The following is a 16,499-nucleotide window of genomic DNA, read 5'->3' as shown; positions in this document are numbered from 1 at the left end:
GGGTACAAATTCCCACTAAGCGCTCGGGACCCCTTGTAGGAAAATGTCCTAAGTGGGATATCTGTCAACTGGTATGGTTGACTAAAAATACTTCCTACGAAAATGTAGGGGGTATTTTTTTACGAAAAAATACAATCGATTCTTAAAAAGAAAAATTTTTGATTGGCAAAACCATAACAAGTTCGTTTTAGGGTTTTGATTTTGCGATTGATGCCTTCTAAAGGACCATTAGAGTATTCAAATTTAGCGCTATTTAAGACATATTTTCTGTTTTGACGAAGGGTTTGAATAGCAGTATCCATTTCTGTATTGGTTTTTTGGTAGTCTAAGATGGTTGACTCTAGTAATTCACTATTGCGCTCGTTTAGGGCTTTCGTGATATCTTGGTAAGTTTGGTATACTTCAGCGAACTTGGAAAATTTACTAGTAATGAGATCAACAGCATTTTGGCGAGTCATATATTGTTTAACGCCGCGAAGAAAAACTACTTCTTCAGGGTGAAGATCTTCAGCTTTTTTATGGAATAGCTTCCAATGTGACTTCATAATTTTATATTCTTGGCTCTGTTTATCAAGTTGCTTTAGGATAGAGATACGACAATTGTCCAAAGCGCGACCAGCTAATTGTACAAGGTGGAAGCGATCAATAATGATATTGGCATTAGGGAAAAGGCGATAGATAAAACTTTGATATTGAGCATTTAAATCAATTACAACTGATTGAACGCATTCGCGTTCGGCTTTTGAATAACGACTTTCAAAATAATCAACAATGGTAGGTGATAGACGATCCTGTAACTTTGTGACAATTTGGTGGGTTTCAGCGTCACAACAGATAAAGGACATCACAGACTTAATTGAACGAAACTCGTCAAAACATAGATGCTTAGGCAACTTAGCCACACGATAGTGTGGTTCCATGCGCTCTAAGATTGTTCGACGAACACTGCTAGGAGAGCAGTGACACATTTCAGCAATAAGCTGACCAGATAAGCCTTTACGAGCTAAAAGCATGATTTGATTTTTGAGATCACTGGATAAGGTTTGATTTTCTTTGGTTAAATTAGTAATAGCACCAAAAGTAGTATGGCATGATTTACATTTATAGCGTTGTTTACGAAGCTCTAGTTCATATCTTCTCCCATTTAAACTTGCCAGTCGTACATGAGTTTTGCGAAAGCCATCCTTATTAACTGTGGGAAAGCCACAGTTACGACAACGATTAATCGGATAAGAAAGAGTAGCTGTTATTAGCGTTATATACTCTTTAACAGAATCGTTGTTGTGTTCAGCTTCTTCAACAGAAATAATTTTAATATTTTTATCTTTAATTCCAAGAATATTTAGGATAGAATCATTATGGGACATTTGTTTAACCTTCTTTCATGATTTTTGTGGTGAATTGATTGTATAACGAGGGGACAGCAAATGTCCTCTTTTTTGTATAAAAAAATCTGGCATGGAATCTCTATCCATACCAGAAAGTGTATACCCCAAAAAAATAACTCAAATACAAATTCATTGAATATAGAGAGGAGAACATTTTTATGAATTTTGGACAAAACCTTTATAACTGGTTTCTATCAAACGCTCAATCACTGGTGCTTTTAGCAATCGTTGTGATTGGCTTGTATCTTGGCTTCAAGCGTGAGTTTAGCAAACTGATTGGCTTTTTAATTATTGCGATTATTGCGGTTGGCTTAGTCTTCAACGCTGCTGGAGTAAAAGACATTTTACTAGAGCTATTCAATCGCATTATTGGTGCTTAAATAAAACCGTTCTTTTGTGGAATATAAGTGGTTTTCTTATGTTCCGCAAAGGAATGGTACACCAAACGAAGTGCGGTAGGGATTTTTGAATCTCTACAAAGAAAGGACGTGAATATATGGACGATATGCAAGTCTATATTGCGAATTTAGGCAAATACAATGAGGGCGAATTGGTCGGTGCGTGGTTTACCTTTCCCATTGACTTTGAGGAAGTCAAAGAGAAAATCGGCTTGAATGATGAATATGAGGAATACGCCATTCATGACTACGAGTTACCCTTTACGGTTGACGAATACACTTCCATTGGCGAACTCAATCGACTATGGGAAATGGTATCGGAATTACCCGAAGAATTACAATCGGAGCTATCTGCTCTGCTCACTCATTTTTCAAGCATTGAAGAACTAAGCGAACATCAAGAGGATATTATCATTCATTCCGATTGTGATGATATGTATGACGTGGCACGCTACTACATTGAAGAAACGGGTGCTTTAGGCGAAGTACCAGCTAGTCTTCAAAACTATATTGATTATCAAGCCTATGGTCGGGATTTAGACCTTTCAGGAACGTTTATCTCAACCAATCATGGGATTTTTGAAATCGTCTATTAAATCTGTCGGTACATTACTACTGGCAGATTTTCTATTTTACGGGGTGGCTCAATCAGCTACCCCTATTTTTTATGAAAGGATTGATTACATGAAGAAAATACGAAGCTATACCAGTATCTGGTCTGTGGAAAAGGTACTGTATTCTATCAATGATTTTAGACTTCCGTTTCCCATAACCTTTACGCAAATGACATGGTTTGTCGTGTCACTCTTTGCAGTGATGATACTTGGCAACTTGCCCCCTCTTTCCATGATAGAGGGAGCATTTCTCAAATACTTTGGGATTCCTGTGGCTTTCACATGGTTTATGTCTACAAAAACTTTTGATGGTAAAAAGCCTTATGGATTTTTGAAGTCTGTCATTGCTTATGCACTGCGACCAAAGCTGACCTATGCAGGAAAAAAAGTAACGCTTGGCAGAAACCAGCCACAAGAAGCCATTACAGCAGTTAGGAGTGAATTTTATGGCATATCCAATTAAATACATTGAAAACAATCTCGTCTGGAATAAAGACGGGGAATGTTATGCTTACTATGAGCTTGTTCCTTACAATTACTCATTTCTAAGTCCAGAACAGAAAATACAAGTGCATGATTCTTTCAGACAGCTTATCGCACAAAATCGTGATGGCAAAATTCATGCTTTACAAATCAGTACAGAATCCAGCATACGTTCTGCACAAGAGCGTTCCAAAAATGAAGTCACTGGCAAGCTCAAAGCGGTTGCCTATGACAAAATCGACCAACAGACAGACGCTTTAATATCCATGATTGGCGAAAATCAAGTGAACTACCGTTTCTTTATCGGCTTTAAGTTGCTTCTCAACGATCAGGAGTTTTCTATGAAAAGTCTTACCGTTGAAGCAAAAAATGCTTTGTCTGATTTTGTCTATGATGTGAACCATAAGCTGATGGGCGATTTTGTTAGTATGAGTAATGATGAAATCCTGCGTTTTCAGAAGATGGAAAAGCTCTTAGAAAATAAAATCTCTCGTCGTTTCAAAATCCGCAGGTTAGATAAGGACGACTTCGGCTATCTGATTGAACACCTTTACGGACAGACAGGCACTGCCTATGAAGAGTATGAGTACCATCTATCAAAGAAAAAGCTGGATAATGAAACGCTGATTAAATACTATGACTTGATTAAGCCTACTCGCTGTTTGGTGGAAGAAAAACAGCGATATTTGAAAATCCAGCAGGAAGATGAAACCGTCTATGTAGCTTACTTTACCATTAACAGCATTGTCGGAGAACTGGACTTCCCGTCCTCTGAAATCTTCTACTACCAGCAACAGCAATTTACATTCCCGATTGATACGTCAATGAATGTGGAAATTGTAGCGAATCGTAAAGCCCTATCTACTGTCCGCAATAAAAAGAAAGAACTGAAAGACTTGGATAACCACGCTTGGCAAAGTGATAATGAAACCAGCTCCAATGTGGCGGAAGCTCTGGAAAGTGTGAATGAGCTGGAAACCAATTTAGACCAAAGCAAGGAATCTATGTACAAGCTGTCTTATGTGGTAAGGGTATCAGCAAATGATCTTGACGAACTCAAACGTCGTTGTAATGAAGTGAAAGATTTTTATGACGATTTAAGCGTAAAACTGGTACGACCATTTGGGGATATGCTCGGCTTACATGAAGAATTTTTACCTGCCAGCAAGCGTTATATGAATGATTATATTCAATACGTGACCTCTGATTTCCTCGCTGGTTTAGGTTTTGGTGCTACTCAAATGCTGGGGGAAAATGAGGGGATTTATGTTGGCTACAGCTTAGATACTGGACGCAATGTCTATCTGAAACCTGCTCTTGCCAGTCAAGGGGTTAAGGGTTCAGTAACCAATGCGTTAGCGTCGGCTTTTGTTGGTTCGCTGGGTGGTGGTAAATCCTTTGCGAATAACCTTATCGTCTATTATGCGGTGCTTTATGGGGCACAAGCAGTGATTGTAGACCCAAAAGCAGAACGTGGCAGATGGAAAGAAACCTTGCCAGAGATTTCCCATGAAATCAATATCGTCACTCTGACTTCTGATGAGAAAAACAAAGGCTTACTTGACCCTTATGTGATTATGAAAAATCCCAAAGATTCTGAATCACTGGCTATTGATATTCTGACATTCCTTACGGGGATTTCCTCTCGTGATGGGGAACGCTTCCCAATCCTTAGAAAAGCCATTCGTGCAGTAACCAATAGTGAAGTACGAGGGTTGATGAAAGTGATTGAGGAATTACGGGTTGAGAATACGCCACTAAGTACCAGTATAGCCGACCATATCGAAAGTTTTACAGACTATGACTTTGCACATTTATTATTCAGTAATGGTTATGTGGAGCAGTCTATCAGCTTAGAAAAACAACTGAACATTATACAGGTTGCGGACTTGGTACTTCCCGACAAGGAAACTTCCTTTGAGGAATATACCACTATGGAGCTTTTATCCGTTGCTATGCTGATTGTCATTAGTACCTTTGCTTTAGACTTTATCCATACAGACCGAAGCATTTTCAAGATTGTAGATTTAGACGAAGCATGGAGCTTTTTACAGGTAGCACAAGGAAAAACACTATCTATGAAGCTGGTTCGGGCTGGTCGTGCTATGAACGCTGGGGTATATTTCGTGACCCAAAATACAGACGACCTCTTAGATGAAAAACTGAAAAATAACCTCGGCTTAAAATTTGCATTTCGTTCCACTGACCTTAACGAGATTAAAAAGACCTTAGCCTTTTTTGGTGTAGACCCAGAGGACGAAAACAATCAGAAGCGATTGCGTGATTTGGAAAACGGGCAATGCCTTATCAGTGATTTATATGGTCGTGTCGGTGTGATACAGTTCCACCCTGTATTTGAAGAACTGCTCCATGCCTTTGATACCAGACCACCTGTGCGAAAAGAGGTGTAAATGTGAAACCATCAATAGTAAACAGAATAAAATCAAACTGGACGCTGAAACGTCTAGGTAAAGTGGCAATGACAGTGGCTTTCACACTTGTGATTGCCATTTTTCTTTTAGCCATGCTGGGAACGGTGGTTCAAGCTGCGGGCTTGGTAGATGATACGGTCAATGTGGCAAATGAATACAGCCGATACCCACTTGAAAACTATCAACTGGATTTTTATGTGGATAATAGCTGGGGCTGGCTTCCGTGGAACTGGTCGGACGGGATTGGAAAACAGGTCATGTATGGACTATATGCCATTACCAATTTTATTTGGACAATCAGTTTGTATGTTTCCAATGCGACAGGTTACTTAGTACAGGAAGCCTATTCCTTAGACTTCATTTCCGCTACAGCAGATTCCATTGGTAAGAATATGCAGACCTTAGCTGGTGTGAGTGCAAACGGATTTTCAACAGAGGGTTTCTATGTTGGATTCCTCTTACTCTTGATTTTGGTTCTTGGGGTTTATGTTGCCTATACGGGACTGATAAAGAGAGAAACCACAAAGGCAATTCATGCCATTATGAATTTTGTGCTGGTGTTTATCCTATCGGCTTCCTTTATTGCCTACGCTCCCGACTACATTAAAAAAATCAATGACTTTTCATCAGACATCAGTAATGCCAGTTTATCACTTGGCACGAAGATTGTCATGCCCCATTCCGATAGTCAAGGCAAGGACAGCGTGGACTTAATCAGAGATAGCCTGTTTTCCATACAGGTTCAGCAACCGTGGCTACTGCTTCAATACAACAGTTCAGACATTGAAAGTATCGGTATTGACCGTGTGGAAAGCCTGCTCTCCACCAGCCCAGATTCCAACAATGGCGAAGACAGAGAAAAAATTGTTGCGGAAGAAATTGAAGACAGAAGCAATACCAATCTAACCATTACAAAGACCATTAACCGTTTAGGTACAGTCTTCTTCCTATTTGTCTTCAATATTGGGATTTCCATATTTGTATTCCTATTAACAGGAATCATGATTTTCTCGCAGGTACTTTTTATCATCTATGCTATGTTTCTGCCTGTGAGCTTTATTTTAAGCATGATTCCATCATTTGATGGTATGTCAAAACGAGCCATAACAAAGCTCTTTAATACCATTTTGACACGAGCTGGAATCACATTGATTATTACGACAGCATTTAGTATTTCAACCATGCTCTATACCTTATCGGCTGGTTATCCGTTCTTTTTGATTGCTTTTCTACAGATTGTGACCTTTGCAGGAATCTACTTCAAGCTGGGCGATTTAATGAGTATGTTTTCTCTACAGAGTAACGATTCTCAAAGTGTGGGAAGTCGTGTGATGAGAAAACCTCGTATGCTTATGCACGCTCACATGCACCGTCTACAGCGGAAACTTGGACGTTCCATGACTACTCTAGGGGCTGGGTCTGCCATTGTTACAGGTAAAAAAGGACAGTCGGGTTCGGGGAGTTCTGCAAGGACACAAGCAGATCACTCCCGACCAGACGGAAAGGAAAAATCAACACTTGGAAAACGTATCGGTCAAACCATCGGTACAGTAGCTGATACCAAAGACAGAATGGTAGACACTGCTAGTGGTTTGAAAGAACAGGTTAAAGATTTGCCGACCAATGCAAGATATGCAGTATATCAAGGAAAATCCAAAGTAAAAGAGAATGTCCGTGATTTAACCAGTAGTATTTCTCAAACCAAAGCGGACAGAGCCAGTGGACGCAAGGAACAGCAGGAACAAAGGCGAAAAACCATTGCGAAGCGTCGCTCTGAAATGGAACAGGTCAAACAGAAAAAACAGCCTGCTTCTTCTGTTCATGAAAGACCGACTACAAGACAAGAACAATATCATGATGAACAGACCTCAAAACAGTCTAATATTCAGACTTCATATAAGGAATCTCAACAAGCCAAACAAGAGCGTCCAGCAGTTAAGTCCGATTTTTCAAGTCCAAAAGTGGAACGCCAAGGCAATACCGTTCAAGAAAAAACCGTTCAAAAGCCAGCAACTTCAACCACTACAGCAGATAGAACTTCACAACGTCCAATCACAAAAGAACGTCCGTCTACTGTTCAAAGAGTACCACTACAAAATACAAGAAGTAGACCACCAATCAAAACCGCCACCATTAAGAAAGTCGGTAAGAAACCATGAAGTTGAAAACTTTAGTGATTGGTGGTTCTGGATTATTCTTGATGGTCTTCTCACTGCTTCTGTTTGTTGCCATTTTATTTTCAGATGAACAGGACAGCGGAATTTCCAATATTCATTATGGAGGTGTGAATGTTTCCGCAGAAGTGCTGGCTCATAAGCCTATGGTAGAAAAATATGCCAAAGAATATGGCGTTGAAGAATATGTCAACATACTTCTTGCGATTATACAGGTGGAATCGGGCGGTACTGCGGAAGATGTTATGCAGTCCTCGGAATCCCTCGGTCTTCCACCTAATTCATTGAGTACAGAAGAATCCATTAAGCAAGGTGTGAAGTATTTCAGTGAATTATTAGCCAGTAGCGAAAGGCTCAGTGTAGATTTAGAATCGGTTATCCAGTCCTACAATTATGGTGGTGGTTTCTTAGGGTATGTGGCTAATCGTGGAAATAAATATACCTTTGAACTGGCTCAAAGTTTCTCAAAAGAGTATTCAGGTGGCGAAAAAGTGTCTTACCCCAATCCCATAGCCATACCTATCAATGGGGGCTGGCGATACAACTATGGCAATATGTTTTATGTGCAACTGGTAACGCAGTATCTTGTCACAACAGAGTTTGATGATGATACGGTACAAGCCATCATGGACGAAGCACTGAAATATGAGGGCTGGCGATACGTTTACGGTGGAGCTTCCCCGACTACTTCTTTTGATTGTAGCGGACTGACACAATGGACGTATGGAAAAGCTGGAATTAACTTACCACGAACCGCACAACAGCAATATGATGTGACCCAGCATATCCCACTATCGGAAGCACAAGCTGGCGATTTGGTTTTCTTTCATTCTACCTATAACGCTGGCTCTTATATTACTCATGTTGGGATATACCTTGGCAATAACCGTATGTTTCATGCAGGCGACCCAATCGGTTATGCCGACTTAACAAGCCCCTACTGGCAACAGCATTTAGTGGGAGCAGGACGAATCAAACAATGAGAAAGGAAGATTTAATGATGAAATTTAGAAAAAATCAGAATAAAGAAAAACAGATACCAAAGGAAAAGAAACCTCGTGTCTACTATAAGGTCAATCCTCATAAAAAGGTTGTGATTGCCTTGTGGGTACTTTTAGGGCTTAGTTTCAGCTTTGCGATATTCAAGCACTTTACAGCTATAGATACTCATACTATTCACGAAACAACTATCATAGAAAAGGAATACGTTGATACTCATCATGTAGAAAATTTTGTAGAGAACTTTGCGAAAGTCTACTATTCATGGGAGCAATCCGATAAGTCCATTGATAATCGAATGGAAAGTCTAAAAGGCTATCTGACAGATGAACTTCAAGCTCTCAATGTTGATACAGTACGCAAAGATATTCCTGTATCGTCTTCTGTAAGAGGATTTCAGATATGGACGGTAGAGCCAACTGGCGACAATGAGTTTAATGTAACCTACAGTGTAGACCAGCTCATTACAGAGGGAGAAAATACAAAGACCGTCCACTCTGCTTATATAGTGAGTGTCTATGTAGATGGTTCTGGAAATATGGTACTGGTTAAGAATCCGACCATTACCAACATACCTAAGAAATCAAGTTATAAACCAAAAGCCATTGAAAGTGAGGGGACGGTTGATTCCATTACAACCAATGAAATCAATGAGTTTTTAACGACGTTCTTCAAGCTCTATCCTACAGCGACAGCCAGTGAACTTTCCTACTATGTGAATGACGGGATATTAAAACCAATCGGAAAAGAGTACATCTTTCAAGAACTGGTAAATCCTATTCACAATCGTAAGGATAATCAAGTCACGGTATCGCTGACAGTGGAGTATATCGACCAGCAGACCAAAGCAACGCAGGTATCTCAATTTGATTTGGTACTTGAAAAGAACGGGAGTAATTGGAAGATTATAGAATAACAAATATTGGTACATTATTACAGCTATTTTGTAATCACGTACTCTCTTTGATAAAAAATTGGAGATTCCTTTACAAATATGCTCTTACGTGCTATTATTTAAGTATCTATTTAAAAGGAGTTAATAAATATGCGGCAAGGTATTCTTAAATAAACTGTCAATTTGATAGTGGGAACAAATAATTGGATGTCCTTTTTTAGGAGGGCTTAGTTTTTTGTACCCAGTTTAAGAATACCTTTATCATGTGATTCTAAAGTATCCAGAGAATATCTGTATGCTTTGTATACCTATGGTTATGCATAAAAATCCCAGTGATAAAAGTATTTATCACTGGGATTTTTATGCCCTTTTGGGTTTTTGAATGGAGGAAAATCACATGAAAATTATTAATATTGGAGTTTTAGCTCATGTTGATGCAGGAAAAACTACCTTAACAGAAAGCTTATTATATAACAGTGGAGCGATTACAGAATTAGGAAGCGTGGACAAAGGTACAACGAGGACGGATAATACGCTTTTAGAACGTCAGAGAGGAATTACAATTCAGACAGGAATAACCTCTTTTCAGTGGGAAAATACGAAGGTGAACATCATAGACACGCCAGGACATATGGATTTCTTAGCAGAAGTATATCGTTCATTATCAGTTTTAGATGGGGCAATTCTACTGATTTCTGCAAAAGATGGCGTACAAGCACAAACTCGTATATTATTTCATGCACTTAGGAAAATGGGGATTCCCACAATCTTTTTTATCAATAAGATTGACCAAAATGGAATTGATTTATCAACGGTTTATCAGGATATTAAAGAGAAACTTTCTGCCGAAATTGTAATCAAACAGAAGGTAGAACTGTATCCTAGTATGTGTGTGACGAACTTTACCGAATCTGAACAATGGGATACGGTAATAGAGGGAAACGATGACCTTTTAGAGAAATATATGTCCGGTAAATCATTAGAAGCATTGGAACTCGAACAAGAGGAAAGCATAAGATTTCAGAATTGTTCTCTGTTCCCTCTTTATCATGGAAGTGCAAAAAGTAATATAGGGATTGATAACCTTATAGAAGTTATTACTAATAAATTTTATTCATCAACACATCGAGGTCCGTCTGAACTTTGCGGAAATGTTTTCAAAATTGAATATACAAAAAAAAGACAACGTCTTGCATATATACGCCTTTATAGTGGAGTACTACATTTACGAGATTCGGTTAGAGTATCAGAAAAAGAAAAAATAAAAGTTACAGAAATGTATACTTCAATAAATGGTGAATTATGTAAGATTGATAGAGCTTATTCTGGAGAAATTGTTATTTTGCAAAATGAGTTTTTGAAGTTAAATAGTGTTCTTGGAGATACAAAGCTATTGCCACAGAGAGAGAGAATTGAAAATCCCCTCCCTCTGCTGCAAACGACTGTTGAACCGAGTAAACCTGAACAGAGAGAAATGTTGCTTGATGCCCTTTTGGAAATCTCAGATAGTGATCCGCTTCTACGATATTACGTGGATTCTACGACACATGAAATTATACTTTCTTTCTTAGGGAAAGTACAAATGGAAGTGATTAGTGCACTGTTGCAAGAAAAGTATCATGTGGAGATAGAACTAAAAGAGCCTACAGTCATTTATATGGAGAGACCGTTAAAAAATGCAGAATATACCATTCACATCGAAGTGCCGCCAAATCCTTTCTGGGCTTCCATTGGTTTATCTGTATCACCGCTTCCGTTGGGAAGTGGAATGCAGTATGAGAGCTCGGTTTCTCTTGGATACTTAAATCAATCGTTTCAAAATGCAGTTATGGAAGGGATACGCTATGGCTGCGAACAAGGATTGTATGGTTGGAATGTGACGGACTGTAAAATCTGTTTTAAGTATGGCTTATACTATAGCCCTGTTAGTACCCCAGCAGATTTTCGGATGCTTGCTCCTATTGTATTGGAACAAGTCTTAAAAAAAGCTGGAACAGAATTGTTAGAGCCATATCTTAGTTTTAAAATTTATGCGCCACAGGAATATCTTTCACGAGCATACAACGATGCTCCTAAATATTGTGCGAACATCGTAGACACTCAATTGAAAAATAATGAGGTCATTCTTAGTGGAGAAATCCCTGCTCGGTGTATTCAAGAATATCGTAGTGATTTAACTTTCTTTACAAATGGACGTAGTGTTTGTTTAACAGAGTTAAAAGGGTACCATGTTACTACCGGTGAACCTGTTTGCCAGCCCCGTCGTCCAAATAGTCGGATAGATAAAGTACGATATATGTTCAATCAGAACCACCCGTAAAACGGGTGGTTCTGATTGTAAAAGTACACTCCTAATATAAATCATTATAAGTGGATTATAAGGATAGTATAAGCATATTATGGAGAGCTTATCTGCATATTATATAGAGCCTTACAGCTATATATTGGAAATAATAGTAATAGATTGAGCCGTTCGTATAGATGAGAAAATACAATATTTATGGTATAGTTAAGGGATAGTTATAGAATTAGTAAACTGAATTGAGGTAAGTACAGAATGGAATTTTTAGAAGCTGCTACGTGGATAACCATTAGTAAAATTATTTTAATAGATATTTTGTTAGCTGGAGATAACGCTGTTGTTATCGGTATGGCTGCAGGCAAATTAGCACCGGAATTACAGAAAAAAGCAGTTCTCTGGGGGACTGTTGGTGCTATCCTAATGCGCCTTATCTTTGCCACTATTTTAGTAGAGGCATTAACGTTAATTCCACTCATCCATTTAGGGGGCGGTTTAGTACTCGTGTGGATTGCTATTCAGCTTTTAAAAGGCGATGATGAAGATGCACATATCGAAGCTAAGAACTCTTTAATGGGTGCCATTTGGACAATTATTGTAGCCGATGCGATGATGAGTATTGATAATGTCATCGGTGTTGTAGGTGCAGCTAAAGGTCATTTAGAGCTTGTTATCGCTGGCATGTTAATTACGGTTCCAATTATCGTATTTTGCTCTACCTTATTTGCTCGTATTATTAATAAATTTCCTGCTATTCTTTGGGCAGGTGGTGCGCTCCTCGGTTGGGTTGCAGGCGAAATGATTGTAGAGGATCCACTTCTTATGCCATATATTCAAGGTGAAGAATTACTCGTGAAATTCGGTACTGTATTCTTTGTACTCATTGTGACTGGTATGATTAAAATTTGGAAGAAAAGAGACGCGTAATGAACGGTACAGGTCGTACATCTCGTAAAAAACAATCTAAACAACATAGAAGAGTGAATCGCTCAAATTCACAGCAAACTGTGAGCGGTACAGTATCTAAAAAACAACAAGCTATACTCAATGCACCTGTTAAACTAGGTGATGAAGTGCTCGTAACCATTCACGGTATTGGTAGCAGCGGTGAAGGGGTAGGTCGTGTGGACGACTTTACTGTTTTTGTTCCCTTTGCTTTGCCTGGAGAAACTGTAAAAGTAGTTATCAACATGGTGAAAAAGACGTATGCTACAGGTAGACTTTTAGAGATTGTTACAATGGCCCCGAACCGTATCGATGCTAGTTGTGAACTCTATGGCTTCTGTGGGGGCTGTCAACTACAGCACATTACCTATGAAGGTCAGCTTTCACTAAAAACACAAAAGGTGAAGGACGTTATAGAACGCATTGGTCATCAAAATCCAGATCTTGTAAAACCTGCATTAGGCCCTAAAGAACCGTGGGCATATCGCAATAAAATGCAAATGCCTGTAGGCGGTACTAAAGGCGATATTCAAATGGGATTCTATGCGATGGGATCTCACGATATCGTGCAAGGTACAAACTGTCCAATACAAGATGAAGGGAATAATATCATCGCTCAAGCTTGTTACCAAATCGCTAAAGAGTTTGATATTGAACCGTATGATGAACATACAGGAAAGGGTGTGCTGCGCCATATTATCGGACGCATTGGACAATCAGGATGGATGATTATCCTTGTAACGGCCACTGAACAATTGCCGCATAAAGAGAAGTGGGTAGAAAAATTAAGGGAACGCATTCCTCAAGTAGAAACCATCGTTCACAACGTGAATGGTAAGCGTACTAATGTCATCTTAGGACCTAAAAATAATATCCTCTATGGGGATGGGACGATTACAGATCACATAAAGGATTTACAGTTTACATTATCTCCACATTCCTTCTTCCAAGTGAATCCAGAACAAACGTCAGTACTTTACGATCAAGCATTAGCTTATGCGGACTTAAAAGGTGATGAAACCGTTATCGATGCGTACTGTGGTACGGGGACCATTTCATTGTTTTTGGCTCATAAGGCAAAACATGTAATAGGCATAGAAATCGTAGAACCAGCCATTATCAATGCTCGTGAAAATGCACGTCGTAACGGCTATGATAATACAGAATTTATCGTCGCTGATGCGGCTGTAGAAATGCCAAAACTCTACAAAGCTGGCGTACGACCAGACGTCATCGTATTCGATCCAATCCGTGCAGGCTGTAAAGAAGAAGTACTAACCTCTGCAGCAGGAATGGAACCAAAACGCATTGTTTACGTATCCTGTAATCCAGCAACCATGGCACGAGACATTGAGATCCTTACACACTATGGCTACGAACTAAAAGAAGTACAACCTGTAGACATGTTTCCTATGACAGCGCACGTTGAGGCAGTGGCTTTACTCACTAGGAACGAAGTGACGCAGTGAGTGATAGCACTGCCCATGTGATAGGCGTCCAAGAACACGAGATGAAGACGAAGTGTGATTGGAAACGCCGAACCACTGAGGCAGTGGCTTTGCTCACTAGGAGCAAAGCGACGCAGTGAGTGATAGCACTGGTCAGGGATGTCTAAGAATTCGAGCGAAGTGAAGAATGATTGGCTGCGTGCTACTGTAAACTGAAGTTCTAACATATAGATCTAATATAATTATTAAAATAGTGTAGACGAATTAAAATTTTTTGGAGGCACAGGTTATGGCTTCAAGTAAAGAATATTTAGATTTCATTTTAGAACAACTATCAGAGTTGGAAGAAATAACATATAGATCAATGATGGGTGAATACATTGTTTATTATCGCGGAAAAATTGTTGGTGGAATTTATGATGATAGGTTTTTAGTGAAACCTGTTAAATCCGCAATAGCATATATGCCAAATGCAAAGTATGAGTTACCATATGATGGAGCAAAGGAAATGCTATTGGTAGATGATGTTGACAACAAAGAATTTTTAAATGGCTTATTTAATTCAATGTATGATGATTTACCTGTACCAAAACTAAAGAAATAATCAAATTTGAATTTGAGGGGGTATTTTTATGTCTACAATTAAAATTGAAAATCTCAATTTCTCATATTATGGTTATGTAAAACCTGTATTTGAAAATGTATCATTTTCATTTGATACAAACTGGAAAATAGGATTGATAGGAAGAAATGGAATAGGTAAATCAACTCTATTTAAGTTACTTTTAAATCAAGAAACTTATCAAGGTAAAATAAGCAAGGATGTTAACTTTATTAAATTCCCACCCAATTTAAGTGATACTTCAAAATTAGGAATTGAGTTATATAAAGAACTAATATCAGATGAGGAAGAATGGAAATTATTTAGAGAACTTAATTTGCTAAATGTAGATGAGAGTCTTGTTTACAGAAAGTTTGAAACGCTTTCTAAAGGAGAACAAACAAAAATCCTTTTAGCTATTTTGTTTACAAGAGAAGATGGTTTTTTACTTATAGATGAACCAACAAACCATTTAGATATGGACGGGAGAAAAATTGTAAGTGAATATCTGAAAAATAAAAAAGGTTTTTTACTTATATCTCATGATAGAGACTTTTTAGATGGCTGTATCAATCATGTTATTTCGATTAACAGAAACTCTATTGATGTTCAATCAGGAAATTTTACATCATGGCATGAAAACAAATTGATGAAAGATCAATTTGAAATTAGTGAAAACGAGAAATTAAGAAAAGATATTAAACGATTAAAAGAAGCTGCAAGACAAAGTAAAAACTGGTCTTATAAAATTGAAAATACCAAAAACGGTGTAAAAGTATCAGGTGTAAAGCCGGATAAGGGACATATAGGTCATCAGTCAGCTAAGATGATGAAAAAATCTAAGAATTTAGAGAATAGACAAAATAAGGCAATAGAAAAAAAACAAAATTTACTAAAAGATATTGAAACAAAGGAAAGTCTATTATTGCATCCATTACATCACCACAAAAATCCTCTAATATTGGTTAGAAATTTATCATCATATTATGGAGAAAGACAGATATTAAGCGATGTAAATTTTGATATAAAGCAGGGAGATATAGTGGCTATATATGGGGGTAATGGTAGCGGAAAATCAACCTTAATTAAAATTTTATTAGGTCTAAATCACGAGTACGTAGGTGATGTAAAATTAGCAAGTAATTTAAAAATATCATATATTCCCCAAGATACATCAAATTTAACAGGCCACCTAAATGAGTATATTCATAAGCAAGGTGTTGATGAAACATTGTGCAAAACAATTCTTAGGAAATTAGATTTTGCAAGAGAATTGTTTGAAATGGATATGAAGAACTATAGCGATGGACAAAAAAAGAAAGTTTTAATTGCTGTAAGTTTATCAAAGCCGGCTCATATATTTGTTTGGGACGAACCATTAAATTATATAGATGTAATATCAAGGATACAGATTGAGGAAATTATAAAAGAAGCAAAACCTACACTTATATTTGTGGAACACGATAAGAGGTTTGTAGAAGATATAGCTAATAAAACAATACGATTATAAACTAAATAACAACTCTCAGTTTGTCGAGGTAATACCTTTTAACGATAACCTTATGCTATCGTTAAAAAGTATGTGGAAATATTCCCACATACAAACGCAACTACTTGATATACTTAGTGTTCACTCAATCAACGTTGAGGCGGTGGCTTTAATCCCTAGAAACGAAGTGACGCAGTGAGTGATAGCACCGCCTATGGCAGGTATGTCTAAGAATTCGAGCAAAGTGAAGAATGATTGGAAACAGCCTACTGCTGAAGCTGTTGCTTTACTCACCAAGAGTGAAAGGATGCCTATATAATCAAATTTAAAATAG

The 16,499-nt window shown here is 38.1% G+C and carries 14 protein-coding genes; 13 read left to right on the top strand and 1 reads right to left on the bottom strand.

Annotated elements, in window-relative coordinates; all coding sequences use genetic code 11:
- Window positions 1-119: 119 nt before the first annotated feature.
- The gene (locus RYP29_RS04505) at window positions 120-1,367 is read right to left on the bottom strand and encodes an ISL3 family transposase (protein ID WP_000019067.1); all 1,248 of its coding nucleotides are present in this window, start codon (window positions 1,365-1,367) and stop codon (window positions 120-122) included.
- Between the two features lie 179 nt (window positions 1,368-1,546).
- Here RYP29_RS04505 and RYP29_RS04500 point away from each other — a divergent pair, with 179 nt between their 5' ends.
- The 13 genes from RYP29_RS04500 to lsa(C) all read left to right on the top strand — a co-directional run bounded on the left by RYP29_RS04500 (window position 1,547) and on the right by lsa(C) (window position 16,186).
- On the top strand, window positions 1,547-1,768 hold the full coding sequence (locus tag RYP29_RS04500) for a hypothetical protein (protein ID WP_001009056.1): 222 nt from the start codon (window positions 1,547-1,549) through the stop codon (window positions 1,766-1,768).
- Between the two features lie 116 nt (window positions 1,769-1,884).
- Window positions 1,885-2,382 carry an antirestriction protein ArdA gene (locus RYP29_RS04495; protein ID WP_000342539.1) on the top strand — a complete coding sequence of 166 codons (498 nt, stop codon included), beginning with the start codon at window positions 1,885-1,887 and terminating at the stop codon, window positions 2,380-2,382.
- 88 nt (window positions 2,383-2,470) lie between these two features.
- A complete protein-coding gene (locus RYP29_RS04490) occupies window positions 2,471-2,863 on the top strand; it encodes a conjugal transfer protein (protein ID WP_000723888.1) in 393 nt (130 codons plus the stop codon).
- Complete coding sequence (locus RYP29_RS04485) at window positions 2,847-5,294, top strand: ATP-binding protein (RefSeq protein ID WP_000331160.1); 2,448 nt, start codon at window positions 2,847-2,849, stop codon at window positions 5,292-5,294. The genes RYP29_RS04490 and RYP29_RS04485 overlap by 17 nt, the downstream gene beginning before the upstream one ends.
- Before the next feature lie 2 nt (window positions 5,295-5,296).
- Entirely contained in the window at window positions 5,297-7,474 is a 2,178-nt protein-coding gene (locus RYP29_RS04480) for a CD3337/EF1877 family mobilome membrane protein (RefSeq protein WP_000804748.1), read from the top strand.
- The gene (locus RYP29_RS04475) at window positions 7,471-8,472 is read left to right on the top strand and encodes a lysozyme family protein (RefSeq protein WP_000769868.1); all 1,002 of its coding nucleotides are present in this window, start codon (window positions 7,471-7,473) and stop codon (window positions 8,470-8,472) included. The genes RYP29_RS04480 and RYP29_RS04475 overlap by 4 nt, the downstream gene beginning before the upstream one ends.
- The gene (locus RYP29_RS04470) at window positions 8,469-9,404 is read left to right on the top strand and encodes a conjugal transfer protein (protein ID WP_001224320.1); all 936 of its coding nucleotides are present in this window, start codon (window positions 8,469-8,471) and stop codon (window positions 9,402-9,404) included. The genes RYP29_RS04475 and RYP29_RS04470 overlap by 4 nt, the downstream gene beginning before the upstream one ends.
- 244 nt (window positions 9,405-9,648) lie before the next feature.
- A complete protein-coding gene (locus RYP29_RS04465) occupies window positions 9,649-9,765 on the top strand; it encodes a tetracycline resistance determinant leader peptide (protein ID WP_001791010.1) in 117 nt (38 codons plus the stop codon).
- A gap of 15 nt (window positions 9,766-9,780) precedes the next feature.
- Complete coding sequence (tet(M), locus tag RYP29_RS04460) at window positions 9,781-11,703, top strand: tetracycline resistance ribosomal protection protein Tet(M) (RefSeq protein WP_311532481.1); 1,923 nt, start codon at window positions 9,781-9,783, stop codon at window positions 11,701-11,703.
- A gap of 237 nt (window positions 11,704-11,940) precedes the next feature.
- The gene (locus RYP29_RS04455; protein WP_311532480.1) at window positions 11,941-12,609 is read left to right on the top strand and encodes a TerC family protein; all 669 of its coding nucleotides are present in this window, start codon (window positions 11,941-11,943) and stop codon (window positions 12,607-12,609) included.
- A complete protein-coding gene (rlmD, locus tag RYP29_RS04450; protein ID WP_311532479.1) occupies window positions 12,609-14,096 on the top strand; it encodes a 23S rRNA (uracil(1939)-C(5))-methyltransferase RlmD in 1,488 nt (495 codons plus the stop codon). Before RYP29_RS04455 ends, rlmD begins: the two co-directional genes overlap by 1 nt.
- 268 nt (window positions 14,097-14,364) lie before the next feature.
- The gene (locus tag RYP29_RS04445; protein ID WP_024066714.1) at window positions 14,365-14,679 is read left to right on the top strand and encodes a TfoX/Sxy family protein; all 315 of its coding nucleotides are present in this window, start codon (window positions 14,365-14,367) and stop codon (window positions 14,677-14,679) included.
- 28 nt (window positions 14,680-14,707) lie between these two features.
- Entirely contained in the window at window positions 14,708-16,186 is a 1,479-nt protein-coding gene (gene lsa(C) / locus RYP29_RS04440; RefSeq protein WP_311532478.1) for an ABC-F type ribosomal protection protein Lsa(C), read from the top strand.
- The last annotated feature ends 313 nt before the right edge of the window (window positions 16,187-16,499 follow it).

Origin of the sequence: uncultured Veillonella sp., assembly GCF_963534045.1 — a bacterium.
GTDB lineage: Bacteria > Bacillota > Negativicutes > Veillonellales > Veillonellaceae > Veillonella.
This window is presented reverse-complemented; position numbering and strand designations above follow the sequence as displayed.